The 25902-nt window shown below is 54.6% G+C and carries 22 protein-coding genes; 15 read left to right on the top strand and 7 right to left on the bottom strand.

The genetic code is table 11. The features are described from left to right. Window positions 1-24 precede the first annotated feature (24 nt). The 7 genes from fhuA to hrpB all read right to left on the bottom strand — a co-directional run bounded on the left by fhuA (window position 25) and on the right by hrpB (window position 12717). Window positions 25-2280, bottom strand: coding sequence for a ferrichrome porin FhuA (fhuA, locus tag AC2FAJ_RS12580; protein WP_447087868.1), 2256 nt, complete (start codon window positions 2278-2280; stop codon window positions 25-27). Window positions 2281-2483: 203 nt separating this feature from the next. Beyond that, window positions 2484-3365 (bottom strand): fimbrial protein, encoded by an 882-nt coding sequence (locus AC2FAJ_RS12575; protein ID WP_045631192.1) that lies wholly within the window; start codon window positions 3363-3365, stop codon window positions 2484-2486. Between the two features lie 135 nt (window positions 3366-3500). Then, window positions 3501-5978, bottom strand: coding sequence for a fimbria/pilus outer membrane usher protein (locus AC2FAJ_RS12570; protein ID WP_485454208.1), 2478 nt, complete (start codon window positions 5976-5978; stop codon window positions 3501-3503). Between the two features lie 19 nt (window positions 5979-5997). Then, a complete protein-coding gene (locus tag AC2FAJ_RS12565) occupies window positions 5998-6711 on the bottom strand; it encodes a fimbrial biogenesis chaperone (RefSeq protein WP_041911205.1) in 714 nt (237 codons plus the stop codon). A gap of 43 nt (window positions 6712-6754) precedes the next feature. Continuing rightward, the gene (locus AC2FAJ_RS12560) at window positions 6755-7327 is read right to left on the bottom strand and encodes a fimbrial protein (protein ID WP_193358511.1); all 573 of its coding nucleotides are present in this window, start codon (window positions 7325-7327) and stop codon (window positions 6755-6757) included. Window positions 7328-7660: 333 nt separating this feature from the next. Beyond that, complete coding sequence (gene mrcB / locus AC2FAJ_RS12555) at window positions 7661-10186, bottom strand: bifunctional glycosyl transferase/transpeptidase (RefSeq protein WP_485454207.1); 2526 nt, start codon at window positions 10184-10186, stop codon at window positions 7661-7663. A 101-nt stretch (window positions 10187-10287) separates the two neighbouring features. After that, window positions 10288-12717, bottom strand: a complete 2430-nt coding sequence (hrpB, locus tag AC2FAJ_RS12550) for an ATP-dependent helicase HrpB (RefSeq protein ID WP_485454206.1) — start codon at window positions 12715-12717, stop codon at window positions 10288-10290. A gap of 73 nt (window positions 12718-12790) precedes the next feature. Here hrpB and thpR point away from each other — a divergent pair, with 73 nt between their 5' ends. The 15 genes from thpR to AC2FAJ_RS12475 all read left to right on the top strand — a co-directional run bounded on the left by thpR (window position 12791) and on the right by AC2FAJ_RS12475 (window position 25881). Then, on the top strand, window positions 12791-13345 hold the full coding sequence (gene thpR / locus AC2FAJ_RS12545) for an RNA 2',3'-cyclic phosphodiesterase (protein ID WP_485454205.1): 555 nt from the start codon (window positions 12791-12793) through the stop codon (window positions 13343-13345). Continuing rightward, window positions 13335-14039, top strand: a complete 705-nt coding sequence (gene sfsA, locus AC2FAJ_RS12540; RefSeq protein WP_041911210.1) for a DNA/RNA nuclease SfsA — start codon at window positions 13335-13337, stop codon at window positions 14037-14039. The genes thpR and sfsA overlap by 11 nt, the downstream gene beginning before the upstream one ends. A 176-nt stretch (window positions 14040-14215) precedes the next feature. Further along, a complete protein-coding gene (gene dksA, locus AC2FAJ_RS12535; protein WP_013095632.1) occupies window positions 14216-14671 on the top strand; it encodes an RNA polymerase-binding protein DksA in 456 nt (151 codons plus the stop codon). Window positions 14672-14730: 59 nt separating this feature from the next. Continuing rightward, window positions 14731-15621, top strand: a complete 891-nt coding sequence (gluQRS, locus tag AC2FAJ_RS12530) for a tRNA glutamyl-Q(34) synthetase GluQRS (protein ID WP_041911211.1) — start codon at window positions 14731-14733, stop codon at window positions 15619-15621. 42 nt (window positions 15622-15663) lie between these two features. Further along, window positions 15664-17061, top strand: coding sequence for a polynucleotide adenylyltransferase PcnB (pcnB, locus tag AC2FAJ_RS12525; RefSeq protein ID WP_028015552.1), 1398 nt, complete (start codon window positions 15664-15666; stop codon window positions 17059-17061). Continuing rightward, a complete protein-coding gene (gene folK, locus AC2FAJ_RS12520) occupies window positions 17058-17537 on the top strand; it encodes a 2-amino-4-hydroxy-6-hydroxymethyldihydropteridine diphosphokinase (RefSeq protein WP_485454204.1) in 480 nt (159 codons plus the stop codon). The genes pcnB and folK overlap by 4 nt, the downstream gene beginning before the upstream one ends. 123 nt (window positions 17538-17660) lie before the next feature. Continuing rightward, window positions 17661-18452 carry a 3-methyl-2-oxobutanoate hydroxymethyltransferase gene (gene panB, locus AC2FAJ_RS12515; protein ID WP_485454203.1) on the top strand — a complete coding sequence of 264 codons (792 nt, stop codon included), beginning with the start codon at window positions 17661-17663 and terminating at the stop codon, window positions 18450-18452. An 11-nt stretch (window positions 18453-18463) separates the two neighbouring features. Further along, window positions 18464-19315 (top strand): pantoate--beta-alanine ligase, encoded by an 852-nt coding sequence (panC, locus tag AC2FAJ_RS12510; RefSeq protein ID WP_041911214.1) that lies wholly within the window; start codon window positions 18464-18466, stop codon window positions 19313-19315. Window positions 19316-19348: 33 nt separating this feature from the next. Continuing rightward, complete coding sequence (panD, locus tag AC2FAJ_RS12505) at window positions 19349-19729, top strand: aspartate 1-decarboxylase (RefSeq protein WP_003856284.1); 381 nt, start codon at window positions 19349-19351, stop codon at window positions 19727-19729. 319 nt (window positions 19730-20048) lie between these two features. Continuing rightward, on the top strand, window positions 20049-20633 hold the full coding sequence (locus AC2FAJ_RS12500) for a fimbrial protein (protein ID WP_041911215.1): 585 nt from the start codon (window positions 20049-20051) through the stop codon (window positions 20631-20633). A gap of 100 nt (window positions 20634-20733) precedes the next feature. Further along, on the top strand, window positions 20734-21423 hold the full coding sequence (locus AC2FAJ_RS12495; RefSeq protein ID WP_223239617.1) for a fimbrial chaperone: 690 nt from the start codon (window positions 20734-20736) through the stop codon (window positions 21421-21423). 55 nt (window positions 21424-21478) lie between these two features. Further along, a complete protein-coding gene (locus tag AC2FAJ_RS12490; protein WP_485454202.1) occupies window positions 21479-24085 on the top strand; it encodes an outer membrane usher protein in 2607 nt (868 codons plus the stop codon). A 27-nt stretch (window positions 24086-24112) separates the two neighbouring features. Then, the gene (locus tag AC2FAJ_RS12485; RefSeq protein WP_485454201.1) at window positions 24113-24676 is read left to right on the top strand and encodes a fimbrial protein; all 564 of its coding nucleotides are present in this window, start codon (window positions 24113-24115) and stop codon (window positions 24674-24676) included. A gap of 18 nt (window positions 24677-24694) precedes the next feature. After that, on the top strand, window positions 24695-25255 hold the full coding sequence (locus tag AC2FAJ_RS12480) for a fimbrial protein (protein WP_045631169.1): 561 nt from the start codon (window positions 24695-24697) through the stop codon (window positions 25253-25255). 23 nt (window positions 25256-25278) lie between these two features. Then, window positions 25279-25881 carry a fimbrial-like protein gene (locus tag AC2FAJ_RS12475; protein ID WP_072201797.1) on the top strand — a complete coding sequence of 201 codons (603 nt, stop codon included), beginning with the start codon at window positions 25279-25281 and terminating at the stop codon, window positions 25879-25881. The last annotated feature ends 21 nt before the right edge of the window (window positions 25882-25902 follow it).

Below are 25902 nucleotides of genomic sequence, written 5' to 3'. Positions count from 1 at the left end.
CGGCGAACCGTGCCCATAAAGAGGTTAGAAGCGGAAGGTCGCGGTGGCGACAACCTGGCGTTCAGCACCCCAGAAGCAACCGTAGGTGTTGAAGCAGCTGGCAACGTACTCACGATCGAACAGGTTGTTCACGTGAAGCGCGACGTTTGAGCCGGCCATGCCTACACGCGCCAGATCATATCTGACCAGTGCATCAACCAGTGTATAGCTTCCAACAGTGAAGCTATTCGCCGGGTCACCTTTGCTGGAGCCGGTATAACGCACGCCGGTACCCAGCGTCAGGCCAGACAGTGAGCCGTCAAACATCGTGTAATCACCCCACAGGGATGCCATATGTTTTGGTACCTGCGCCGGTGTGTTGCCTTTGTAGTTGGTGTCAGTGGTGTACTCAGCATCGGTATAGGTATAAGAACCTACAACGTTAACGCTTGCAGAGAGCGCCGCTTTCGCTTCCAGCTCTACGCCACGGGCACGGATCTCACCACCCTCAACGGAGAAGGGTGAGCCCGCCGGGTCAGCCATCAGGTTGTTGGTTTTGGTCAGCTGATACACTGCACCGGTGATCACGATCGGACGATCGTTAGGCACGTATTTCACGCCCGCTTCGTACTGTTTGCCTTTAGACGGTGAGAATGGTTTACCTTGAGCGTCGGTCAGGGAAGCCGGTTCAAAGGATTCGCTGTAGCTGAAATAAGGAGTTACCCCGTTGTCGAACAGGTAGTTAACGCCGCCACGCCAGGTGAACTGAGTATCATCACGCTTGGCGGTGGTATTTAATACGCGGTTGTAGGACTCCTGATCGGCCCAATCGTAACGGCCGCCCAGTGTCACCAGCACTTTATCCCATTCGATCTGATCCTGAGCGTAAACGCCGGTCTGCTTCTGCTTGTTCAGCACCTGGTAAGCACCAGACGGTCCAGGGTGTGAACCGAAATCGAAATCGCCACGATCGAGATCGTAAATATCGGATGGCGCAACGGAGCCGGCGTAGCCAAACCAGGAGTTAATGTCATTACGCATGCGCATGAAATCAACGCCTGTCAGCAGGGTATGGTCGAGAGCCCCCGTCGCGAACTTGCTCTGAAGCTGCGTATCAACGGTGAAGTTTTGCAGCTTCTCGTCATCGATCACATACTGGCGAGTCAGCGTATGCCCCCATTGTGACTGAGGAATGCTCGCGCAAGGGCTGGATGCCGGATTACTCGAATAGAGCGGATCGGAACACATGCCGTAGCCGTAAACGCTGTTTTGCGAGGTTTTGTTCTCGGCAAAGCGCAGATTCTGACGTACGGTGAAAGTATCGTTGAATTCATGGTCGAAGCTGTATCCCACCATTTTCTGGTTACGGGAATAGGTGTTGTTCTTTGCGCCTTCATTGAAGTTAGTCGGCAGACGATCGCCGTTTGGCAGCGGGTCAACCGTCCCCTCTTTTGGCAGCCAGCCGTAGTAGCCCGTTTCAGGCTCGTTCTGGAAGTAGGAGAGGAACGTGAAGGTGGTTTTATCATCCGGACGCCAGGAGAACGATGGCGCGATAGCGTAACGCTGTTCGCCTTTACCTTCCTGCTGGGAATTGTTCGAGCGCGCAACACCCGTCAGGCGGTATGAATAGACGCCGTCATCGTCGATCGCATCGCTAAAGTCAAAGCCGGTCTGGAACAGGCTGTCCGTACCCACTTTAAACTGGATCTCTTTCAACGGCTCGGTTGTTGGGCGCTTACTTACCATGTTCAGCAGGCCGCCCGGGCTGCTTTTACCGTACAGAACGGAAACCGGACCGCGCATGATTTCAGCGCGCTCCAGCATATACGGGTCAATCACCGCGTCGTTGTAGAAGTTGCCCTGCAGCTTCATGCCGTCGAGGTAGTTATTCTGGCTCTGGCCGTCGGCCGCGAAACCGCGAATAACCAGGTAGTCGTAAGTATTGGAAGCACCACGGGTGCCTACTGCAACGCCCGGGGTATAGCTCAGAGCTTCTTTAACGGAACGTGGCTGATGCAGCGCCATCTCTTCGGCAGTTACCACAGAAATAGACTGTGGAACCTTTTGAATTGGGGTGTCTGTTTTGGTACCGGTCGCAGATTGGCGAGCGGCGATAGTCGCAGCAGGTCCCCAGGCACTTTCCTGTGCAGCAGGTGCAGCGGTAACGGTAATAGTATCTTCTTTTTTCGGGGTTTCGGCAGCGTTAGCAAATGCAGACATGCCGGCAACCGCTATGGCTACGACAACCGCGACTTTACGCAGCGACGTGTTAATTGGCTGAGCAGTATTGGAAAGCGCCATGTTTATCTCTGATGGAAAAGTGAATGATAACGTAAACGAGAATTATTATTATGACCGCAGAATAATATGCGAAACGCTGGTTGCATAGCAAGCAGTAAGCGGCCCTACAAGATTTAAGGGTTTAAGAATTAACCAGATGAAAAGAGAGGGTTAATGAGGTTAGCGAAATGATCGCTTAAGCCCGCCGAAACGGGCAGAGAGAATTAACGGTAAAACACCTCGAACGTGGCGACGGAGTCGACTTTGCCCGCTTTAACCTCTCCCGTTTTGACGTAGCGCGCCTTGAGGGGAATTTCGACAGGAACCTTGTCCTGCGTGCTGGTTATCGCCGTGTAGTTCCGATCAAACTGCAGCACGGTATTATTCTGGTCGAGGATCTGAATGCCAACGCCCTCGGCGGCAGAGTCTCCGCTAGCGATGCCCAAAATATTGCCGTTCGTTACGCCCGTCGAGCCCGCGCTCGTGAACTGATAATCAACCTTCGTCCCTGCCGCGCAGTCGGTGATTTCAATCTTAAAGCTACCGTCAGTGAGTACGTCGGAATATTGGCCGGTAAAATCCTGCGTATTGACCGTTCTTAGCGGCACATAGATGTTCCGGTCGACCAGATTACAGGTATTGGTCGTAATGTGGACGCTGGCAGGAGAAAAGCGCATTTCACCGATCGCCGCGTTGCCCAGGATATCCATTGACGTTAATCGCGACGTATCCAAATCCCCCTCCTGGATATCGCCCGTCACGACCAGCTGTGCAGCGGCGCGAAACGTCGATGTGCTCTGCGAATAACCATGTATCGAACCCAGATAGTGGATAGGCCGGACAATATCCTCTTCATTGTAACCGGGAAAGCGTTCGCTCGACGCAGCCGCGCGGATGCCAATACCCGGCACATTAGTCTGATAAACCCCGGGCATGACATCTTCTCGTGCATCGGTATCCGTGAGGTACAGATACCCTCGCCGTACTTGCGCATCACCGCTACAGTCCACCGTCACCGCTTTACTCTCAACGCTGGCGTCATAAATGACGGTGCCGACGGGCGTGTCGGGCGCAACAACGATCACCGGAGGAAGTTGAAACGTCACCACGGCATCCACATCAGAACTGCCGTTAAAGGTGCAGTCTGCTCTGGCTGTATGGAAAAAGGCCCCCGTCAGCACGAGCAGAACGGGTAAAAGAAAAGTGTTGACCGAACGACATAGATGCATGAAATACCTCTGTTAATAGCAGTTGACCGTGGCTTTCACGATCCCTGTCGGGCTCTGCGTGGAAATGTCCAGCGTCCCCTGGCACTGCCGATCGCGCTCTTCTCCCCACTGCACGCTAAACGTTGTTTTGCCGGACAGCCCGGTGAGGTAAACCTCGCCGTCATCCCCGACGATGGCCGTGGTGTTATCCAGCGCCACCACGGCACCAAACGGCACGGGCTTACCCGCGTAACGCAGCGTCACCAGCGCGCGTCGTCCAACGCGCGCATCGAAGGTTGCGCTCAGCGCAGCGCCTTTTGTCGGCACGAGATCCAGCGTTGCCGCGTCGATATCAATATCTTCCCGATCCTGGGTATTGACCGTGACGATGTTGTGCCGATAGGCGCTCAGGGAGGGAACAATGGCGTTACCAAAACGGTCCGTAGAGATGCCGCGTCCGTTTTGCACTTTGACGTTATCGCCATCCTTAATGTGCACAATGGCGAATGCGTCGCGGACGGGTTGTCCCAGCGTTACACCATGCTCGTGGGCAACGATTGAGCCCTGCGCGTTGTAGTTCCATTGTCGATTGTCGCCACCATAGCTGTAGCCCATTCCCACCTCACCGGAAGATCCGCGATAACGTCCTGACAGGCTGCCGCCGTAGCCCGTATCCTGGTTGGCATAGGTATGCTGGAGGTTATAGCTCAGCTTATTGTCCTCAAGCGCGGTACCGCCGAGCCCGACCTGGTGCGAGACAAACCCGCCGCTGGCGGTGTTGGCGCTGTAGGTTGCCCATGAATCAGGCAGCCACGTTGATAACGGAATGTTGACCGTCAACGCCATTTGCCGGTCGGTATCAGCGTCCGGCGTGCGAGTCAGGTTGTAGCTTATCGACCAGGTGATATTGCGCCAGCTGGAGCTCAACCCCGCGGTGACGCTACGCTCATGACCGTCCATATCCCAGTAATCCTGCTGATACCCGTTGAGATAGGCCGAGCCCCAGTCAGAAACCCGCTGGGAAAGGTTGAGCTGCATGCGGCTACGGCGGTTATTAGTTCTGCGGTAGGTATAAATGCCGTCATCGATTTCGCTGTCACGCTGATCGATAGCTTCCTGAAAGGTATAGAACCCCGATGTGGAGTAGCGATAGCTGGCAAGCGTGATGGTGGTATCCGTGTCGGGAATATCTTTTGAATACTGCGCCCGCCAGGATAAACCGCTGGCATCGTCGCGCCCGTCATCAAACGCGGTACGAGCGGCCGTGAGGTCGACAGAGGCGGAGCCGAAATGCCCCAGATCGGCACCGAGCCCCAGCAGCAGCGCGTGATACAGTGATGAACCCAGCGCGCCGGTATACGCCGTGACGCCGTAAGGCAGACCATAGATGGCTGTGCCTTGCGCAAAGGTGGGTTCGTCTTCACCTTCATTACCGCGATAGCGCCCTGCGGCCAGCGAATACTTAAAGCCGCCTTCCCGCTGTAACACCGGCACCGACGCGCTGGCCTGGATGAAGCTATGCTCGCTGCCGTCCGCCTCTTCGACGGTCACTTCCAGATCGGCTCCGGATGTTACCTGGCTTAAATCGCGGATCTCGAACGGCCCCGGTGAGACGTTTGTCTGATAGATGGTGTAGCCGTTTTGCTTGATAGTGACTTTCGCATCGCTATTGGCAATACCGCGCACGACGGGGGCAAAGCCCTGCTGACTAACAGGCAGCATAGAAGTATCCGTTTCCAGCTTCACGCCGGTCATCTGGACGCTGTCAAAAAGTTCACCATTGGTATATGTCTGACCAATCTCAAGCTGGCTTTTCAGCGTTTTGATGTCGCGTTGTAACGTGCTGGCAATGCCCTCCCAGCCAGAAGCGTCGCTCCAGGTGCTGTTATTCCGCAGCCGCCACGCCCCAAGGTTAATCCCCGACTCCAGGCCAAGCCAAGTCGAAGAGGTTTTGCCCGAACTGTAGTGCTGCTGAGAACCGCTGAGTTGATAGCTTGTCCAGGCGGCAGGCGCGCCGTCATCCCAGAATTTTGGATGTATCGCGCCAGCGGCAGCATGGTCGCGGTACGCCTGCGGGATGACCAGCTTCAGGGTCTGGTCATCCTGATTGTATTCGTAACGGGCATTTTCAATGAAATGGGAGATATCGCGGACGTAAGCGCCGTCATCCAGATCTTTTAAGTCCGGGATCGTGTCGACTTTCACGCCGTAATCGCGCAGATCCGCTTTCGTCAGCTCCGGCAGCAGGCGCTGTTTATCGTCAGACAGCACGAAAGCGATGGGACGTTTATCCACAACGTTCCGATCCCACATAACAGTCGTAAGGTAGCTTCCGGCAAGTAGCCCGTTATCGTTAATGAAGTTTTTTAATGTAAAGGTATTTTCGAGGGGCGTATCCAGCTCAAGGATCCGCAGGTTAAATTCGTCATCAGCACAGGCAGGCTGGATCGCGGCGAGCAGCGTCAGCGCGATCCCGTACAGTACCTGTTTGTGAAGCAGAGGTGACGACATAAAATACCAACATGATGATTTAAAGAGCCTGCTTGCGCTGTGGGGTTTGCCCACCGAAATCATTGATTGCCGTCCAGGTCACCGCGCCCTTTGCTGAATTCGGTAACGCGAAACGCTGCTCGCTGAACGGAGCCACCATCATTGAAATGGCGCCTGGCGTGGTTTTGGTCTCTTTCACCGGAACACTTTTCCCACCAACGGCAAGCTCGCCAAACGAGACGTAAAACGGGGTCGGGTTGTTTGCAATTAGCGTGTCGCCCTGACGCTGGAATGTGATTTTTGCGTAGGCTTCCAGGGCATCGCTTTCCTTCAGCTGAGCCGGACGCCAGAAAAGCTTCAGGCGCGTTTTCATCGCAAATTGCAGCGTGTTTTTCTCTTTCAGCTCCGGCGAGAGTGCCGATACGGATTTAACGTTTGCCAGAAACAGAGATTCCCGGTCTGCGGGCAGGCTTTTTTTATCGCCGGTAAAAATAACGTGCAAAAGGGTTTGACGATTTTCCTGCAATTTGTAAACAGGGGGAGTAATAATAAACGGCGCTTTCGCATCATTGGGGTAACTGACCCAGCTTTGCACCAGATAACGTGTATGCGGATCTTTATTTTTAAGTGCTATCTGAACTTCTGATTTATTCGATGGATAAATAATTCGCGTACCACCGAGAACAACACTTGCCTGTACTGAACAGCAGGAAATAATTAAACAACCACATAACAATTTAAATAAAGTCTTCATACAATGTTCCAAAAAGGCAGCCGTTCAGGCTGCCCGTCATTGCTTAGCGATAGACAACCTCGAATGTTGCAGAGGAGGAGTAATGGCCCGCGGTTGGCGCGGTATCACCCACCTGAATCACTTTCGCGGTGTAGTTAAAGACAGAAGCCGTTGCCCCGGTCGCGTCGTTATTCACATCCGTACCCGCATCCGGTACTGAGCCATCGAAAACCACATCGCCTTTCGCGCCGTTCTCATTGCTGACGATGATCCCTACGTTGGTGGCATTACCTGCGCCACTAAGATCGTTCTGGAGGCGCTTATAGGCTGCATCTGTGGTCGTGCCACTGAACTTGAGGTTCAGTTTAGCGACCAGCGGGTCACATTTTTTCACTTCAATCTTAAAGGCTTTTGAGGTGCCAACCGTACCGTCAGCGCCAAAATCCGAAGGATAGGTATCTGCGAAAGTGACGGTGGAAGCGTTAGTCCCTGTGCCATCAACGTTAATTTCACAGGTATCGGCAACAATTTTTCCGGCGAAGTTCACCGTACCGGAATCGTTTGATGCAAATACAGGCAGAGACAGCGCGGCCATAACGCTTCCGGCTAAAAATGTAGCGACAATTTTTTTGTTCATGAAAAATATCCTTATATTTGACAATTGTGGCATCCATTCGCACTACAAATATTTTGAGTCGAAATGTTATCCAGCATGTTACACATGACTGACTAAATAGGAATATCCTTTGAGCCAGTGAATTTCTTATGGCGATTACATCAGATTATTCTTCATTGTGTCCAGAGAGGATAAAGTTACGCAACATGTAGAAGATTTCAAATGCATGTTTTAGATGAAAAAAATGAGAACTTAAAAATTCTAAATTTGATATTTAATTTTTTTAAAAATTGCAGAATGTAAAAAACAAAAAAGCCGCTTTATATTAAAGCGGCTTTTTATTCAGGGAATTAATTAATTCCCACCAAACATATCCTTGATCCAGCCGGCCACGCCATCACTGTCTTTCTTCTCGTTCTGCTGCTGGGCCGGTTGTTGCTGCGGCTGCTGCGGCTGAGAAGATTGATCGAACGGGTTGCCCGTTGGCTGTTCAGGCTGGCTCTGCTGGCACAGTGAGTCCGGGTTGGTCGTCCAGACCGGGAGGGTTCGCATCCCGCCGCCGCAGATAAAGTTCCCGGAACCATCCACGCCCATATCGACGATATCTTCCGGCGCGACCAGGTTCAGCGGCACAGGTGACTGGTTCGCCAGGTAGCGCTGGTAAATCGACATCGCCCCGCTCGCCCCGTAAAGTTTGGTCGGCTGGTTGTTGTCACGGCCTACCCAGGTGATCACCACTTCACGGCCATCAATACCGGCAAACCAGGTATCGACGTTGTTGTTGGTGGTCCCGGTTTTACCCGCCAGATGCAGACCAGGATACTTCGCCCCCAGTTGACGACCGGTACCGCGCTGCACAACCTGCTGCATCGTCCACAGCGTCATGTAGGCCGCCTGCGCAGGAACGGCACGTTCAGCCTGCGGGAAGCTCTGATACAGGACAGAGCCATCTTCGGCAATCACCGAACGCAGGGCAGAGAGCGGTGCGCGGTTACCCCCGCTGGCAATGGTCTGGAACGCCTGCGCCACTTCGATCGGCGTCAGGTTAAGCGCCCCCAGAATCATCGCCGGAACAGGGTGCAGCTGATCTTTCGGTACGCCCAGCTTCTGCCAGGTGTCGACAATGGCCGGCAGGCCCAGCGCCATACCGAGGTTAACCGTAGGTACGTTCATGGAGCGGGTTAACGCATCCACCAGCATCACCTGGCCGCTGAACTGTTTATCATCGTTCTGCGGTGACCAGACCTGGCCGTTAGGCTGACGCAGGGAGATTGGCGCATCGGCGATCCAGGTGTTCAGGCGATACAAATTCGGCTGGCTCAGCGCGGTGAGATAGGTCGCCGGTTTAGCCAGAGAGCCAATCGAACGACGCGCCTGCATCGCGCGGTTGTAGCCCGCATACTGCGGCTCTGCGCCGCCCACCATCGCGCGCACTTCGCCGGTGTTACGGTCAACCACCACCATCGCGGTTTCCAGATCGCTCAGCTTGCGCTGTTTCTTCAGCGCCGGAATGCCTTCAACAGCCGCTTTTTCTGCCGCGTCCTGGGCTACCGAGTCAAAGGTTGTGAAGATCTTCACGCCGGAGAGATCTTTGACCTTATCACCGAGCTTGCTTTGCAGCTCCTGGCGCACCATCTGCATGAAAGCAGGCTGCGGAGAGATCACCCCACCGCGCGGCTGCACGCCCAGCGGACGTGCGCTAAGCATGTCGTATAATTCCTGGTCAATCACCTGCTGCTGTTGCAGCAGACGCAGTACCAGGTTACGACGCTCCAGCGCCAGTTTCGGGTTGCGCCACGGGTTATAAATGGACGCCCCTTTCACCATGCCCACCAGCAGCGCCTGCTGGTCAAGGCTGAGCTCTTCCACCGGACGGCCAAAGTAGTACAGGCTCGCCAGCGGGAAGCCGCGGATCTCGTTATCGCCGCTCTGGCCGAGGTACACCTCGTTCATGTACAGCTCAAGGATACGATCCTTGCTGTAGCGCGCATCCATCAGCACGGCCATGTACGCTTCGTTGGCTTTACGCCAGTAAGAACGCTCGCTGGAGAGGAACAGGTTCTTCACCAGCTGCTGGGTAAGCGTACTCGCTCCCTGCACGGTACGGCCCGCAGTCAGGTTCGCCAGCACCGCACGGCCGATGGAGTAGAGACTGATACCGTCGTGCTCGTAGAAATGGCGGTCTTCGGTTGCCAGCAGGGTATCCACCAGCAGATCCGGGAAGCCGTTACGCGCCACGAACAGGCGCTGTTCGCCATTGGCGGACGAGAGCATGGTGATCAGACGCGGATCAAGACGGAAGAAACCGAACTGGCGGTTATTGTCCATGTTCTCAATGGTTTCCAGCCGATCGCCGTCAAAAGTCAGACGCGCGCGCACCTGCCCCTCTTTGCTGTCCGGGAAGTCGAACGGGCGGCGGATCATCTCAATGCTTTTCGCCTGGACGGTAAATTCGCCCGGGCGGGTCATTTTCGTGACCTGACGATACTGCGTAGCTTGCAGCAGTTTCACCATCTCGTTCTTGCTGATGGACATGTCCGGCTCAAGGTTCACCATGCGACCATACACTGCCGCGGGCAATTGCCAGACTTTCCCGTCGATACGGCTGCGGATCTTCTGATCCAGATAAACGCCGTAAATCGCGATCAGCACAACAAAAACAATGAACAGCTTCAGCAGCAGCCAGAACCAGCCGCGCTTCCCACGAGGCTTACGCCCTTTGCCTTTTCCTTTACGCGGCATGGGTTCTTCATCCTCATAATCGTCTTCATAGTCATCGTCATACTCCTCATCTCTGAGGCGACGACAGCTTACCTTTTCTTTCGCCGGACGCGCGGGTTTTCCCTTACGTCCTATTGGCTCGCGGTCATTCCCCACCATGCTTTTTCTCCGCAACTTTCAGGCGCAAAGGCCAGATTTTCTTTTCTTTCACAGGCCTGTGGAAGAAGAAATCTCTCAAAATAAACAGCAAGACTTTCCTGTCAGGAATACTTCTTCGTCCGCCGCGTCGGCGCCGTATTCGCCGGATCGTCCGGCCAGACGTGTTTGGGGTAGCGCCCTTTAATCTCTTTCTGCACTTCACGGTAGCTTCCCGCCCAGAACGCCCCCAGATCGCGGGTGATCTGCAACGGACGATGCGCAGGCGAGAGCAGCTCAAGCACCAACGGCACCCGCCCTTCGGCAATAGACGGCGTGGTTGCCTCACCAAACATCTCCTGCATCCGAACCGCCAGCGCCGGAGGATTATCCTCATGATAACGAATGGCAATCCGGCTCCCGGTGGGCACAGTGTAATGCCCAGGAAGCTCACTATCCAGACGTTGACGTAATGACCAGTCCAGTAAATTCTGTAACGCGGTCTTAACATCAAGCGCCTTAAGGGCGCGCAGAGAGTGCACGCCGCTCATTTGCGGCAGCAGCCACTGCTCAAGCGTCGCCAGCAGCGTCTCATCATCCACCGCGGGCCAGGCGTATTCCGGTAGCCACTTCGCGGCGCAGTGCAGACGAATGCGATACTGTTCAGCTTCCGGCGTCCAGTTCAGAACGTTAAGGCCCTTTTCCCGAATGCCGTTCAGCATTGCCTGGTGTAACTCTTCTTCAGACGGCTTCGCCAGCGGTTTCGTCCCGAGGATCAGTTTGCCAATCTGACTACGCCGAAACGCCTTTAGCGTCCCCTGAGCGTCATCCCATTCCACGATGTCCGATTGCTGGAGCAGCTGCGGGCAGGTACGCGTCAGGGCATCTATGTCCACGGCAATCGCCTGTAAAATACGGGCATCAGGAGACTGGCTGCCCTGAAGCAGGAGCGGCGCGATCAGCCATTCATGTCGCGTCAGGGCATCATCGCTGTCCAGCATCGCCCCCATGCCGTTTGCCAGCTGGTAGCGTCCATCCAGCCCGCGGCGGCGCGCAATCCTGTCCGGGAAGGCCAGCGCCAGAAGGGAGGCAATCTTATCGCCGTCAGGTGAACCGCCCCGGCAGTTCAGGCGTTTGCACAGCTGCTGCGCCCGCTGCTGCCAGTTTCCCTGATTGCGCGAAAACGCCTGCCCCAGATCGCTGCTGCCTCCGCGCGGCGGCTCCTCAAGAATAGCCGCCAGTTTCGCCGCTGTGGCAATTTCATCTTCGCCCTGCGCGGCCACCAGCATCGCCGCCAGACGCGGATCGTTGCCCAGCGCCGCCATTTTCTGACCGCGCGCCGTCAGACGTTCACCTTCCAGCGCGCCAAGCTGGGTGAGCAGGCTGCGCGCGGCGGCGAGATTCACGACAGGCGGTGGATTAAGCCAGGTGAGCTGTTCAGGATCCGGGCAGCCCCACAGCAGGAGATCCATCACCAGCCCGGAGAGATCGCTTTGTAAAATCTCCGGCGTGCTTTGCTGTGCCGCGCGTTCAGCCTGCTCCGCGCTGGTCAAATGCAGGCAAATACCCGGCTCAAGACGCCCCGCACGGCCCGCGCGCTGCACCATTGACGCCTGACTGATGCGTTGTGTCAGCAGTTTAGTCAGCCCGGTGCGCGGATCAAAGCTCGCCACCCTCTCCTGCGCGCTATCCACCACCAGGCGAATGCCTTCGATGGTTAAACTGGTTTCGGCAATGTTGGTTGCCAGGACGACTTTACGCTGCCCCGCCGGGGCGGGAAGGATGGCTTTACGCTGTTCGGTCAACGACAGGGCGCCATAGAGCGGGCAAAGCAGTACGTCACTGCCCACCCTGGAGGCCAGCCGCTCCTGCACGCGCTGAATCTCCCCCACGCCGGGCAAAAACAGCAGCAGCGAGCCGGGCGCCTGGCGAAGCAGGTCAGCAGTGGCAATAGCTACCGCTTCGTCAAAGCGCTGATGGGCAGGAAGCGGCTGATAGCGACGCTCAACAGGAAATGCCCGTCCTTCTGAGCTGATGACCGGCGCATCGGGTAATGTCTGTCGTAGCCGCTCGTTATCCAGCGTCGCCGACATAATCAGCAGCCGCAGATCGTCGCGCAGCCCCTGCTGAACGTCGAGCAACAGCGCGAGGGCCAGATCGGCCTGCAGGCTGCGCTCGTGGAATTCATCCAGGATCACCAGCCCGACACCGTTCAACTCCGGGTCGTTTTGCAGCATGCGGGTAAGAATGCCTTCGGTGACCACCTCAAGCCGCGTGGACGGGCCGACGCAGGTTTCGGCGCGCATCCGGTAGCCTACCGTTTCGCCCGGTTTTTCATTCAGCAGTTCCGCCAGGCGCTGCGCCACGTTGCGCGCGGCCAGCCTGCGCGGCTCCAGCAGGATAATTTTCCCGGCAATCTTCCCCTCTTTAAGGATCTGCAGCGGCAGCCAGGTAGATTTACCCGCCCCCGTAGGCGCGTTAAGCAAAACCTGCGGGGCATGTTGTAAGGCAGCGAGAAGCTCAGGAAGAACGACGGCGACCGGCAATGAGGACACTAACAGCTCCAGAGGGTTAACATTAGTCGGCGTACATTGTAGCATCGGCGCATATCATTACCGAGTCCCCCGTATGTCTGATTCGAAACGGCTGTTTTTTGCCATTGAATTGCCCACCACCCTACAGCGGCAAATCGTTCGCTGGCGCGCGGAACATTTTCCACCGGAAGCGGGCCGGCCCGTTGCGGCGGCAAACCTGCACCTGACGCTGGCCTTTTTGGGTGACGTGAGCGCCGAAAAACAGCGGGCATTAGCCGCCATGGCCGGGCGTATTGTCCAGCCGGCGTTTACGCTGCACCTTGACGATGCGGGTCAGTGGCTGCGTTCGCGCGTGGTCTGGCTGGGTACGTGCCAGCCGCCGCGCGGGTTGTTACAGCTCGCCAATATGTTGCGCGCGCAGGCAGCGCGCAGCGGCTGTTACCAGAGCCCGCAGCCGTTTCATCCGCACGTCACGCTGCTGCGCGATGCCGGTCAGGCTGTTGCCATTCCGCCGCCGGGTTTTCACTGGGCTTTTCCGGTTAATGAATTCGCGCTTTATGAATCCGTCTTTGCACGGGGACGCACCCGCTACAGGCCGCTACAGCGCTGGACGTTGGGCGACACCACAAGGAATTCCGATGAAGTTTAGTCCTGCACTCCAGTCCGCCACGCTGATCCAACGCTACAAACGCTTCCTCGCCGACGTGGTGACGCCGGAAGGCGAAGAGCTCACCCTGCACTGCCCCAACACCGGCGCCATGACCGGTTGCGCCGCACCGGGTGACACGGTCTGGTATTCCACTTCAGAAAATACTAAACGCAAATATCCCCATACCTGGGAAATAACCGAAACGCAAAACGGGGCGTTTATTTGTGTTAATACTCTGCGTGCAAATCAGCTGGTTAAGGAAGCGCTGACGAATGGCGCCATTCCCGAACTAGTGGGTTACGGTACGCATAAAACAGAAGTGAAATACGGCGATGAAGGCAGCAGAATTGACTTCATGTTACAGGCGGAAGGCCGTCCTGAGTGCTATATTGAAGTAAAATCAGTGACGTTAGCGGAACAGGAAAACGGCTTCTTTCCGGATGCGGTAACGCTACGCGGGCAGAAGCATCTGCGAGAGCTAATGAGTGTTGCGGCGGCGGGCAAACGCGCCGTATTGCTGTTTGCGGTGTTGCATACAGCGATTGAACGGTTTTCCCCTGCCCGCCATATCGATCCTAAATACGCACAACTGTTGAATGAGGCACAAAAGCAGGGGGTAGAGGTTTTAGCTTATAAAGCGGAACTTTCTGCCGATAATATGACTCTGAGATCGTCTCTTCCCATTGTCTTATAAGGGATTAGACGATTGATGAATAAGTGTTCTGGCCGCGTGCGCAAATACGCTTTTCCTCACAGGCTTGTCAAGTGTTACGTTTAGATAATTGCCATACGGAAAAGCATCTGCTATTTATAGCGACCTGATTTTTCCCCCAACACGGGGATCGATAGTGCGTGTTAAGGAGAAGCAACATGCAAGAAGGGCAAAACCGTAAAACATCGTCCCTGAGTATTCTCGCCATCGCTGGGGTGGAGCCGTATCAAGAGAAGCCGGGCGAAGAGTATATGAACGAAGCCCAGCTGTCGCACTTCAAGCGTATTCTTGAAGCATGGCGTAATCAACTCAGGGATGAAGTGGATCGCACCGTTTCGCATATGCAGGATGAAGCTGCTAACTTCCCGGATCCGGTAGACCGTGCCGCTCAGGAAGAAGAGTTCAGCCTCGAACTGCGTAACCGTGACCGCGAACGCAAGCTGATCAAAAAGATCGAGAAAACGCTGAAAAAAGTCGAAGACGAAGATTTTGGCTACTGCGAATCCTGCGGTGTTGAAATCGGTATTCGTCGCCTGGAAGCGCGTCCAACCGCCGATCTGTGCATCGACTGTAAAACGCTGGCCGAAATCCGCGAAAAACAGATGGCCGGCTAACGCCAGCGCTGTTTATACACTTCAAAGGCGGGAGTCTCTCCCGCCTTGTTACTGTTGATATGTCTGAATCACACTATATTGGGCGCTTTGCGCCATCTCCTTCCGGTGAATTACACTTCGGCTCATTAATTGCCGCGCTTGGCAGCTACCTGCAGGCTCGCGCCAGTCAGGGTAAATGGCTCGTCCGCATCGAAGATATTGACCCTCCGCGTGAAGTTCCCGGTGCTGCAGACACCATTCTGCGTCAGCTGGAACATTACGGTCTTCACTGGGACGGCGACGTTCTGTGGCAGTCACAACGACATGAGGCTTATCGGGAACGTCTGGCCTGGCTCAGCGCTCAGGGGCTCTCCTATAACTGCACCTGCACCCGCGCGCGTATCCAGAGCGTGGGAGGTGTGTATGACGGCCACTGCCGCACGCTGAATCTTCCCCCGGAAAATGCCGCCGTACGCTTGCTACAGCGCGCGCCCATCACTCGCTTCCACGATCGGCTCTCCGGTGAGATTAGGGCGGATGAACGTCTGGCATGTGAAGATTTTATTATTCACCGTCGTGATGGTCTGTTTGCGTATAACCTGGCGGTGGTCGTCGACGATCATTTCCAGGGCGTGACGGAAATTGTGCGCGGGGCGGACCTGGTCGAACCGACCGTACGGCAAATCTCGCTTTATCATCAGTTTGGCTGGACGGCGCCGGATTACATTCATCTGCCGCTGGCGGTCAATGCGCAGGGCGTTAAGCTCTCCAAGCAGAACCACGCCCCGGCCCTGCCAGACGGCGATCCGCGTCCTGTTTTGATCGACGCGCTGCGATTTCTCAACCAGAATGTAACCAACGAATGGCAGGATCTGCGCATTGACGAATTGCTGAAAATAGCCATTGCCAACTGGACGCTCGCGGCAGTGCCAAAAATCCAGCATTCTCAAATGCGTTGCGCTGAGCTATGATTAGCCGCTTTTTTCATAACAAAACACACTACGAGGTGTACCATTTTTACCCGAGTCGCTAATTTTTGCCGTAAAGTGCTAAGCCGCGAAGAGAGCATGGCGAACGACGCTATTGCACAGCCACACATGTCGGTTATTCCGCGTGAGCAGCACAATATTTCCCGCAAAGATATCAGTGAAAATGCCCTCAAAGTACTCTATCGTCTGAATAAAGCGGGCTACGAGGCCTATCTCGTTGGCGGTGGGGTGCGTGATTTACTGCTGGGCAAAAAACCGAAAGATTTCGACGTGACGACCAGCGCCACGCCCGAGCAGGTGCGTAAATTATTCCGCAACTGCCGTCTCGTTGGCCGCCGTTTCCGTCTGGCTCACGTGATGTTTGGGCCGGAAATCATCGAAGTGGCGACCTTCCGCGGCCACCACGAAGCGGGTGCATCCGACCGCACCACGTCACAGCGCGGCCAGAACGGTATGCTGCTGCGCGACAATATCTTCGGCTCTATCGAAGAAGATGCCCAGCGTCGCGACTTCACCATCAACAGCCTTTATTACAGCGTGGCGGATTTCACCGTGCGTGATTACGTCGGCGGCATGCAGGACCTGAAAGAGGGTCTGATCCGCCTGATCGGCACGCCGGAAACGCGCTATCGCGAAGATCCGGTGCGCATGCTGCGCGCCGTGCGTTTTGCCGCCAAGCTGAACATGCGCATCAGCCCGGAAACCGCAGAGCCGATCCCGCGTCTGGCGACGCTGATTAACGACGTGCCGCCTGCCCGCCTGTTTGAAGAGGCGCTGAAGCTGCTGCAGGCCGGCTACGGGTTCGAAACCTACAATCTGCTGCGCGAATACAACCTGTTCCAGCCGCTGTTCCCGACCATTACCCGTTACTTCACCGAAAACGGTGACAGTCCAATGGAGCGGATGATTGCGCAGGTGCTGAAAAATACCGACACCCGCATCCATAACGATATGCGCGTGAACCCGGCATTCCTGTTTGCGGCAATGTTCTGGTACCCGCTGCTGGAAACGGCTCAAAGAATCACCCAGGAGAGCGGCCTCGCCTATTACGATGCCTTCGCGCTGGCCGCGAACGATGTATTGGACGAAGGGTGCCGCACGCTGGCTATCCCAAAACGTATTACCACGCTGGTGCGCGACATCTGGCAGCTTCAGCTGCGCATGTCCCGCCGTCAGGGCAAACGTGCCTGGAAGCTGATGGAGCATCCAAAGTTCCGCGCCGCCTTCGACCTGCTGTCGCTGCGTGCGGAAACTGAACGCAATCAGGAGCTGCAGCGCCTGGCGCAGTGGTGGGCCGAATTCCAGGTTTCCGCCCCGCCGGAGCAGAAAGATATGCTGACCGGGCTGGATGAAGAACCTGCCCCGCGTCGCCGTCATCGTCGTCCGCGCAAACGCGCACCGCGTCGTGAAGGGACAGCATGACCCTCGCGTATATCGCCATCGGCAGCAATTTAGCCTCTCCACTGGAGCAGGTGAATGCTGCCGTACAGGCGCTGGGTGAGATCCCGCAAAGCCGTATCGTGGCGGTCTCCTCCTTTTACCGCACGCCGCCGCTAGGCCCGCAGGATCAGCCTGATTATCTGAACGCCGCCGTGGTGCTGGAAACTACCCTTGATGCCGAAACGCTGCTGGACAACACCCAGCGCATCGAACTGCAGCAGGGGCGCGTACGCAAAGCCGAGCGCTGGGGACCGCGCACGCTGGACCTCGACATTATGCTGTTTGGAGATGAGGTCATAAACACCGAACGCCTCACCGTTCCGCATTACGACATGAAAAATCGCGGGTTTATGCTCTGGCCGCTCTTTGAAGTTGCCCCCGATCTCATCTTTCCGGATGACATCCCACTCAAGTCCATTCTGGACACCCTCAAAGCGGAAAAACCTGCCCGCTGGTAACACTCTTCCCTTATCGATTAACCATTAATATTTTGTGGCTAATCGGTTACCTAAAATCATTGTTCCCTCGAATGTTACTGTTAGAATGCGCAAAGATTCGCTTTTGGGCTATCAGGAAACAGTATGAAACCAACCACCATCTCCTTACTGCAGAAATGCAAACAGGAAAAAAAACGCTTCGCCACCATCACCGCGTATGACTACAGCTTCGCCAAACTGTTTGCCGAAGAGGGTATCAACGTCATGCTGGTCGGAGATTCGTTAGGGATGACGGTACAAGGACATGATTCCACCCTGCCGGTCACGGTTGAAGATATTGCATATCACACCCGTGCGGTACGCCGCGGTGCGCCAAGCTGCCTTCTGCTTTCCGACCTGCCGTTTATGGCTTATGCCACGCCAGAGCAGGCATTTGAAAACGCGGCGGCAGTGATGCGCGCTGGCGCTAACATGGTCAAAATTGAAGGCGGCGCCTGGCTGGTGGAGACGGTGAAAATGCTCACCGAACGCGCCGTGCCGGTGTGTGGTCATTTGGGCCTGACCCCGCAGTCCGTCAACATCTTTGGCGGGTATAAGGTGCAGGGCCGCGGCGACGCAGCGCAGACGCTGTTTGAGGATGCCCTGGCGCTGGAAGCCGCAGGCGCCCAGCTGCTGGTGCTGGAGTGCGTGCCGGTTGAGCTGGCGAAGCGTATTACTGAAGCCCTGTCCATTCCGGTGATTGGCATCGGCGCAGGTAATGTGACAGACGGTCAGATTCTGGTGATGCACGACGCCTTCGGGATCACCGGCGGCCACATTCCAAAATTCGCCAAAAATTTCCTGACAGAAGCAGGCGACATGCGTGCTGCTGTGCGGCAGTATATTGCCGACGTTGAATCCGGTGTTTATCCGGGCGAAGAACACAGTTTCCATTAAGGAGTCTCGTTGTGCTAATCATTGAAACCCTGCCGCTGCTGCGCCAGCATATCCGCCGCGCGCGTCAGGAAGGTAAACGTATCGCACTGGTCCCGACCATGGGCAACCTGCATGACGGCCACATGAAGCTCGTCGACGAAGCCCGTGCGCGAGCAGATATCGTGGTGGTCAGTATCTTCGTGAACCCCATGCAGTTTGACCGCGCCGACGATCTGGCACGCTATCCGCGCACTCTTCAGGAAGATTGCGAAAAGCTTAAAAAACGTCATGCGGATATCGTGTTCTCTCCGGCACCTGCCGATGTGTACCCGCAGGGTACGGAAGAGGCGACCTATGTGGATGTCCCGGGGATTTCGACCATGCTGGAAGGTGCAAGCCGTCCGGGCCATTTCCGCGGCGTTTCCACCATCGTCAGCAAGCTGTTCAACCTGGTGCAGCCGGATATCGCCTGTTTCGGTGAAAAAGATTTCCAGCAGCTGGCGCTGATCCGCAAGATGGTTGCCGATATGGGTTACGATATCGAAATCGTCGGCGTGCCGATCGTACGAGCCAAAGATGGCCTGGCGCTCAGCTCACGCAACGGTTACCTGACCGCCGATCAGCGTAAAATCGCGCCGGGCTTAAGCAAGGTGATGAACACCATGGCAGAACAGCTGCTGGCGAAAGAGTTGGCCGCAGAAGAGATCGTCGCCCTTGCAGAGCAGGCGCTGAACGACAAAGGCTTCCGCGCTGATGATATTCAAATCCGCGATGCTGATACCCTGCTTGAGCTGACGGAAACCAGCAAACGCGCGGTGATTCTGGTGGCGGCATGGCTCGGCCAGGCACGCCTTATCGATAATAAAGTGGTTGAGCTGGCGTAGTTCTTTCACCCTTGATAATTATAGGTATACGTAATGATTCGCAAAATGCTGCAAGGTAAGCTTCACCGAGTGAAAGTCACCCAGGCCGACCTGCACTATGAAGGTTCCTGCGCCATTGACCAGGATTTTCTCGACGCGGCGGGTATTCTCGAAAATGAAGCCATTGATATCTGGAATGTGAATAACGGCAAGCGTTTTTCCACCTACGCGATTGCCGCCGAGCGCGGGTCTAAAATTATCTCCGTCAACGGCGCGGCGGCACACTGCGCGGACGTCGGCGATATCGTTATTATCGCCAGCTTCGTCATGATGTCTGACGAAGAAGCGCGCCGCTGGCAGCCCAAAGTTGCTTATTTCGAAGGCGACAACGAGATGAAACGCACCGCGAAGGCGATTCCAGTTCAGGTTGCCTGATTTTTAAAGGGCTGTGGTATTATCACAGCCCTGAATAATAAACACCGCCCCAAAAATATTTATTTTAATAGTGAGCCAGACCTCACACATTAAAATCCATATTGCATTCAAAATACACCCCCTGCCAATATAGAAAGCACTAACAATTAAACACAACCCTTTGATTCCCTCGTCGAAATAAACACCTTTAAATTTACTTCATTCATTTTATAGCAAAACTTATTTAAAACCACCATGAAACAATAATATATTGAGCCAGTTTTATGCGTTAACCATAAACATCATGAATGATACTTTTTAATAAATGGATATTTAAAATATGTTCAAGAAAACAATTCTGGCTACAAGTGTCGCTGTATTAGCACTGGGTTCTGTTTCTGCAATGGCTTCTGACGTTGGCCTGATTACATTCGATGGCGCAGTAACCGATACCACCTGCGTTATTACCTCTAATAACGGTGTTGATGCCAACAACGTAACGCTAACTCTGCCAGTGGTCAAAAAAGCCGATGTAGAAGGAACCACTGTTGATGCAGGCGTAGGTTCAAAAGAGTTCGAACTGCACCTGAGCAAATGCCCGGAATCCCTGACCAAAGCGTCTGCCACCTTTACCTCTCAGCAGTTCGCTGAACTGTCTAACGGTACGCTGAAAGCTGACCCAACCGTAGCGGGCCATGCCAATAACGTCGCTCTTGCGCTGTACAACAACAGCTCAACCAGCACCGACCGCATCAAAGTGGGTCAGCCGAGCAATAACACCCAGAAAGCCACTCTTACCGCAGGCACGGGTACTCTGGCTTACCGCGTTGCTTATGTCCCTGCAGCAAACTGGGTCGCCACCACCAATCCAGTCAGCGCCGGTAAAGTCAGCAGCAACGTGACCTTTACCATGACCTACGAATAACAATTGATTGTTATTTCATGCGCTCACGGATGAGGTGGGCGCATTTCTTATTTAATGGATGAATATTATGCGCCCTTTTAATACCTGTATTACTGCACTCATGGTTTGTGCCGCTGTGACCGTTTCCCACGCAGCTTATGCCGACATTGTCATTTCAGGCACACGAGTCATTTACCCGGCATCGGCTAAAGACGTCACCGTAAAAATGGAAAACCGCGGTAACAAGCCGTTATTGGTACAAACCTGGCTAGATGATGGCCGCGACACAACGAACCCTCAAGAACTCAAACTGCCGTTTATCGTCACGCCACCGGTCTCACGTGTCGATCCTGCTAAAGGACAGACGGTACGTATTACCTGGCTTGGCCAGCCGTTGCCAACAGACAGAGAGACGTTGTACTGGTTCAACGTGCTGGAAGTACCGCCTAAAGCAAAAGCTTCTGAAGAAAATCAAAACATGCTGCAACTAGCGTTTCGCACACGTATTAAAATGTTCTTCCGTCCGGACGGCCTAAAGGGCGACCCGGCAATAGCCGCAGCACAATTGAAATGGTCCCAGCAGGCAAATGAGCTGGTGGCTAAAAATGATTCTCCATTCTACGTCTCCGTCGCCAAAATCGAAACGACCGTCGGCGGGAAGAACATCGAAATAGAGCCGCACGTGGTTGCGCCCTTTACCAGCCAGTCCTTCAGCCTTAAACCAGGCGATTCGGCACGTATTACGAAATTAACCTATACCTCGATTAATGATTTCGGAGGCGCAGAGAAACACGACGTCCCGGTTAATTAGAAAAATATTAAAAGTTTGCCCATAAATATTAGCAGCTAATGGATTAGTGATAGCAATGTTATTTCGCCGCTCAATTCTTTGTATTGCCATATGCACAGCATTTCAGTCTGCATCTTTCGCGGCTGAAGAAGTTGCTACGCCATCGTCGGGTAATGAAGAGGTCGAATTCAACGATCAGTTCCTCTTTAATACAGGAAACAGTATTGACGTGAGTCGTTTTTCACACGGAAACCCTATCGTACCCGGCACGTTTAAAACTCAGCTAATTTTGAATGGGCAAAAAAAAGCGCTGACAGACTTTACCTTTAAAGATAATGCTACGGTGCGTGCTGCCCCCTGCTTCACGCCAAAAGTATTGATGCAAATGGGCATTAAAGCGGATGCCCTGCAAAATGCGGTAGCCAACAAAAAGCCTGGAGAGAGTGATGAAACGGTCTGTATTGATATCAACAAGGCCTTCCCGGGTGCGTCCTGGGATTATAACTCCGGCTCACAGGAATTAAGCCTTAGCATGCCGCAAATTTATATCGAGCGGCACCATGGTGGCTATGTTGATCCTTCTCTTTGGGAAGACGGTATTACTGCAGGCATGCTCTCCTACGACCTCAACGCATGGCATTCGGACAGCACAGACGGTGGGCGCGACACCGCTTATGCAGGGTTAAAGTACGGTATCAACATGGGCCCCTGGCGTTTACGCTCACGCGGCACGCTGAACTGGGATGACGCAGAGGGTACCGACTACGCCAGCCAGGATATCTACCTGCAACGCGACATTACGCCATTGCGCGCTCAACTCTTGCTGGGTGATTCCTATACCCGCGGCGACACCTTCAACTCCATCAACCTGCGTGGCGTGCGCATGTATAACGATGATCGCATGTTGCCCGGGGGGATTTCAACCTATGCGCCCGTTATTCGTGGCGTCGCTAAAAGTAATGCGAAGGTCACAATTTCTCAAAGCGGAAACAAGATCTATGAATCGACGGTCCCACCGGGTGCGTTTGAAATTAACGACCTCAGTACGACGGGCTACGGTAGCGATTTGGTTGTCACCATTGAGGAGTCTGACGGCAGCGTGCGCACCTTTTCCGTCCCCTACTCTTCGGTCAGCCAGATGCTTCGCCCCGGATACAGCCGCTGGGACATTGGCGTGGGTGAGCTGAATGACAACGGACTGCGCGATAAGCCGCGTCTGGGCTATGCCACGGGTTATTACGGCCTCAGCAACATTTTCACCGGCTATGCTGGCTTCCAGTATATGGATACGGGCTATTACTCCGGGCTGCTCGGTATTGCCGTGAGCACAGGCGTAGGTGCTTTTGCGCTGGACGTAACGCATTCAGATGCAGACATCGACGGCATCGGCAATCTGACGGGGCAAAGTTACCGTCTCTCCTGGAGCAAACTGCTGGAAGAAACCAACACCTCCTTCAACGTGGCAGCGTATCGCTTCTCAACGGAAGACTACCTGACCCTCAATGATGCGGCATCGCTGACGGAAAGCATTAAATATCGTGACAGAGGCCGTAATCCGGATCATTCGGACAGCGATGTGTATAACCATTTCCAGCGAATGAAAAATCAGGTGCAGATCAACGTAAGCCAGCCGTTGTCGTCAGGAAAAACGGATTATGGTTCGCTGTATATGACCGGAAGCTGGCAGGACTACTGGTCAGAATCGGACTCAACGTCCCAATACTCAATCGGCTACAACAACGCATTCTGGTTGGGCAGCTACAGCGTATCGCTCCAGCGCAGCTACAACGAGTATGGCGATAAAGATGACAGCGTCTATCTGAACATCAGCATTCCTCTGGAAAACCTGCTGGGCCGCGGTAAGAAGCCGGGCGGTTTCTCCAGCGTGAACATGAGCGTCAACTCGGATTTCAAAAACAACTCGACCCTCAATGCCAGCGCGAACGGGAACACAGACGATTACCGCTTTAGCTATAGCGTTAACACCAGTTCCAGCCAGGGTGACAGTAGCGATCTTAACCAGATTGGCGGCTACGGCAGCTACAGTAGCGCGTATGGGCCGCTCAGCATATCGGCCTCCGCCACCGATGACAGCAGCCAGCAGTACTCGCTGAGTTACAGCGGCGGCATGGTTCTGCATTCAGGCGGCATCACGCTCTCCTCGGGCAGCATCGGCGATACCGATACTCTGGCGCTGGTCAGCGCGCCGGGCGCGAAAGGCGCGCAGCTTTCCATTGGCGATGGCGTCATCGGCAACTCAGGCTACGCGATCATGCCGTATCTGTCGGCTTACCGTGAAAACACCATTGGCATTGATATTTCTAAGCTGGAATCTGATGTGGAGGTGAAGAGCACCAGCTCAATCGCTGTACCGCGCAGCGGTGCGATTGTGCGCGTGGATTTCGAAACCGACCAAAGCCGCTCGCTGCTGCTTGATTTGCACCGCTCTGATAACGGCTTTATTCCGCTGGGCGCTGACGTTCTGAATGAACAGGGGCAATCCGTCGGCTCTGTAGGCCAGGCCGGGCAGGCTTATGTACGCGGTGCGGAAAATAGCGGTCATCTGCGTATTGTCTGGGGCAGTGATGTAGAAAGCGCGTGCACCGTGACCTATACCCTCACCCCTTCAGCCAGGAAGGTGGGTCTGACAACCATGCTGGATAACCAGACCTGTCAGATGTAATCGTTTTTTAACAAGGAGTTAATTTTAATGAAGAAAACAAGCCTAAGCGCGTTGCTTTTCGCGGCACTCAGTTCGCAGGCAACGGCAACGTCCACCAATCTGGATGTGACTTTTACCGCAACTCTGCGTGAAACCACCTGTGATATGGCCATCGAGGGTGGTACCGGCGACGGAAAAAATAATACGATTCCGATCGGTGCGGCAGGTAAAACGGCCCTGTCGGACATTATCAATAAAACAGACGGCGCCAGCACCGCGTTTAAGTTAAAAATTACTGACTGTCCGTCGAGCCTTGCAGCACTGAAGACGACAATTTCAGGCTCGAAATCAGGATACCTTGATACGGCCATCTTAAATGGTGCTACAGCCGGACCAGCTGATTATATGGGGGTCTCCATCGCACGCGCGTCAGCACCTACAGCGCCATTTACCATTAACTCAACTGACGATGCGAAACGCTTAGTCTGGACCACGGCTGAAATTAACAGCAATGAAGTTCCTCTGGTTGCCCGTCTTGTGGAAACCAAATCCGGCCTGGCGACAACCGGCAGCTTCAGTGCTATAGCCACATTCAACTTCGAATACCAATAAGCGGAAGGAAACGCGACGATGATTAAAAAATCTTTCCCCCTGATTGCACTGGCTGTCTCTGCGGGTCTGTTTAGTGCGGCATCACATGCCATTACCGGCACAAGCAGCGTGCAGGCGACATTTACCTCCACCATTGAAGCGGGCACCTGTACCGCACAAATCCAGAATGCCGGAGGCCAGCCAATCAGCACCCTGGCATTTGGTGACGTCTTCAAATCCGATCTGGTTGCCCAGACGCGCAGTGAACCTTTTAAAATCGCCTTTAGCGGCTGCGCTGGGGTGAAATCTGCAACCGTACAGGCCACCAAGGGAACGGGAGGCAGCTGTTCCGGCGCAGCGTTAACGGGTGACTCTTTTGCTGGTGGACACGAAACTGGCTTTGAAGTGTGGAAAGGTACAGCCGGAACAGGAACGCTGTTGAGCTGTAACACCACGCCCGTGCAGAACGTCACCATCAGTGGCGCAACGGCAAATGTCGATATGGCCGCGCGTATCGTTATCGCTAGCGGTAAAACGATCGCCGATGTCACCACGGGCGACGTCAGCGCGCCGGTGACGTTTGTTGTGACTTACCAGTAATACTGAGCAAGGGCAGAGCAGTCATGTCGCATCCCTATAGAAAACGAGTTTTCGGCAGATATACGCTTCTGGCCGGGCTTATAAGCTGGCACTGGTCTGCCCCCTGCCTGTCCGCAGAGGCAGGCATGGACGTTACGCTTAACGCCAATATTGTTGAAAACACCTGTCAGGTTTCCATTCCTGGCGATGGCAAGATCCACCTGCCTATTGTAGGCAAAAACTGGTTCTACAACGCGGACGGCAGTACGCGTCTGCAGCCGAGCGATGCGGCTTCCGGTACGGCGTTTACGGTTAAGGTCGACAGTTGCCCAGGTGAGGGAACCCAGGTTAACAGGCTGAAATTCAGTTTTCAGCCGCAAAGCAAAACGTGGCCAGCCGATAGTCGACAGATCTTTATCAATGAAACATCCGTTGATGAAGGCGGCGCGGCCAATACCGGCGTGGTTATTTTTTCAACCGACCTGAATACCAACGTGCTTAATACCGATGGCAGTTCAAGCGTTGTATTGAATGCAAAAACTGTATGGGCGACAGAATATGATTTCTACGCCCGCTTGCAGAATTTCGGCCCGGTCAGCGCCGGAAAAGTGACCAGTCGCGTGCTGGTCAACGCCACATACGAATAAATCAGAACAGGAAACAGGATG

It is taken from the genome of Enterobacter cloacae complex sp. 385G4 (genome assembly GCF_057320665.1).
The sequence above is the reverse complement of the archived record's forward strand: the minus strand, read 5'-3'. Positions and strand labels throughout refer to the sequence as shown.

What these genes read in the sequence shown, in the direction of transcription:
- gluQRS (WP_041911211.1), top strand. Translation starts at nt 14,731, where the DNA reads ATGTCTGAATCACACTATATTGGGCGCTTTGCGCCATCTCCTTCCGGT.
- panB (WP_485454203.1), top strand. Translation starts at nt 17,661, where the DNA reads ATGAAACCAACCACCATCTCCTTACTGCAGAAATGCAAACAGGAAAAA.
- AC2FAJ_RS12475 (WP_072201797.1), top strand. Translation starts at nt 25,279, where the DNA reads ATGTCGCATCCCTATAGAAAACGAGTTTTCGGCAGATATACGCTTCTG.
- AC2FAJ_RS12480 (WP_045631169.1), top strand. Translation starts at nt 24,695, where the DNA reads ATGATTAAAAAATCTTTCCCCCTGATTGCACTGGCTGTCTCTGCGGGT.
- AC2FAJ_RS12485 (WP_485454201.1), top strand. Translation starts at nt 24,113, where the DNA reads ATGAAGAAAACAAGCCTAAGCGCGTTGCTTTTCGCGGCACTCAGTTCG.
- AC2FAJ_RS12560 (WP_193358511.1), bottom strand. Translation starts at nt 7,327, where the DNA reads ATGAACAAAAAAATTGTCGCTACATTTTTAGCCGGAAGCGTTATGGCC.
- thpR (WP_485454205.1), top strand. Translation starts at nt 12,791, where the DNA reads ATGTCTGATTCGAAACGGCTGTTTTTTGCCATTGAATTGCCCACCACC.
- mrcB (WP_485454207.1), bottom strand. Translation starts at nt 10,186, where the DNA reads ATGGTGGGGAATGACCGCGAGCCAATAGGACGTAAGGGAAAACCCGCG.
- dksA (WP_013095632.1), top strand. Translation starts at nt 14,216, where the DNA reads ATGCAAGAAGGGCAAAACCGTAAAACATCGTCCCTGAGTATTCTCGCC.
- AC2FAJ_RS12495 (WP_223239617.1), top strand. Translation starts at nt 20,734, where the DNA reads ATGGTTTGTGCCGCTGTGACCGTTTCCCACGCAGCTTATGCCGACATT.
- AC2FAJ_RS12500 (WP_041911215.1), top strand. Translation starts at nt 20,049, where the DNA reads ATGTTCAAGAAAACAATTCTGGCTACAAGTGTCGCTGTATTAGCACTG.
- panD (WP_003856284.1), top strand. Translation starts at nt 19,349, where the DNA reads ATGATTCGCAAAATGCTGCAAGGTAAGCTTCACCGAGTGAAAGTCACC.
- sfsA (WP_041911210.1), top strand. Translation starts at nt 13,335, where the DNA reads ATGAAGTTTAGTCCTGCACTCCAGTCCGCCACGCTGATCCAACGCTAC.
- fhuA (WP_447087868.1), bottom strand. Translation starts at nt 2,280, where the DNA reads ATGGCGCTTTCCAATACTGCTCAGCCAATTAACACGTCGCTGCGTAAA.
- AC2FAJ_RS12490 (WP_485454202.1), top strand. Translation starts at nt 21,479, where the DNA reads ATGTTATTTCGCCGCTCAATTCTTTGTATTGCCATATGCACAGCATTT.
- AC2FAJ_RS12570 (WP_485454208.1), bottom strand. Translation starts at nt 5,978, where the DNA reads ATGTCGTCACCTCTGCTTCACAAACAGGTACTGTACGGGATCGCGCTG.
- AC2FAJ_RS12565 (WP_041911205.1), bottom strand. Translation starts at nt 6,711, where the DNA reads ATGAAGACTTTATTTAAATTGTTATGTGGTTGTTTAATTATTTCCTGC.
- folK (WP_485454204.1), top strand. Translation starts at nt 17,058, where the DNA reads ATGACCCTCGCGTATATCGCCATCGGCAGCAATTTAGCCTCTCCACTG.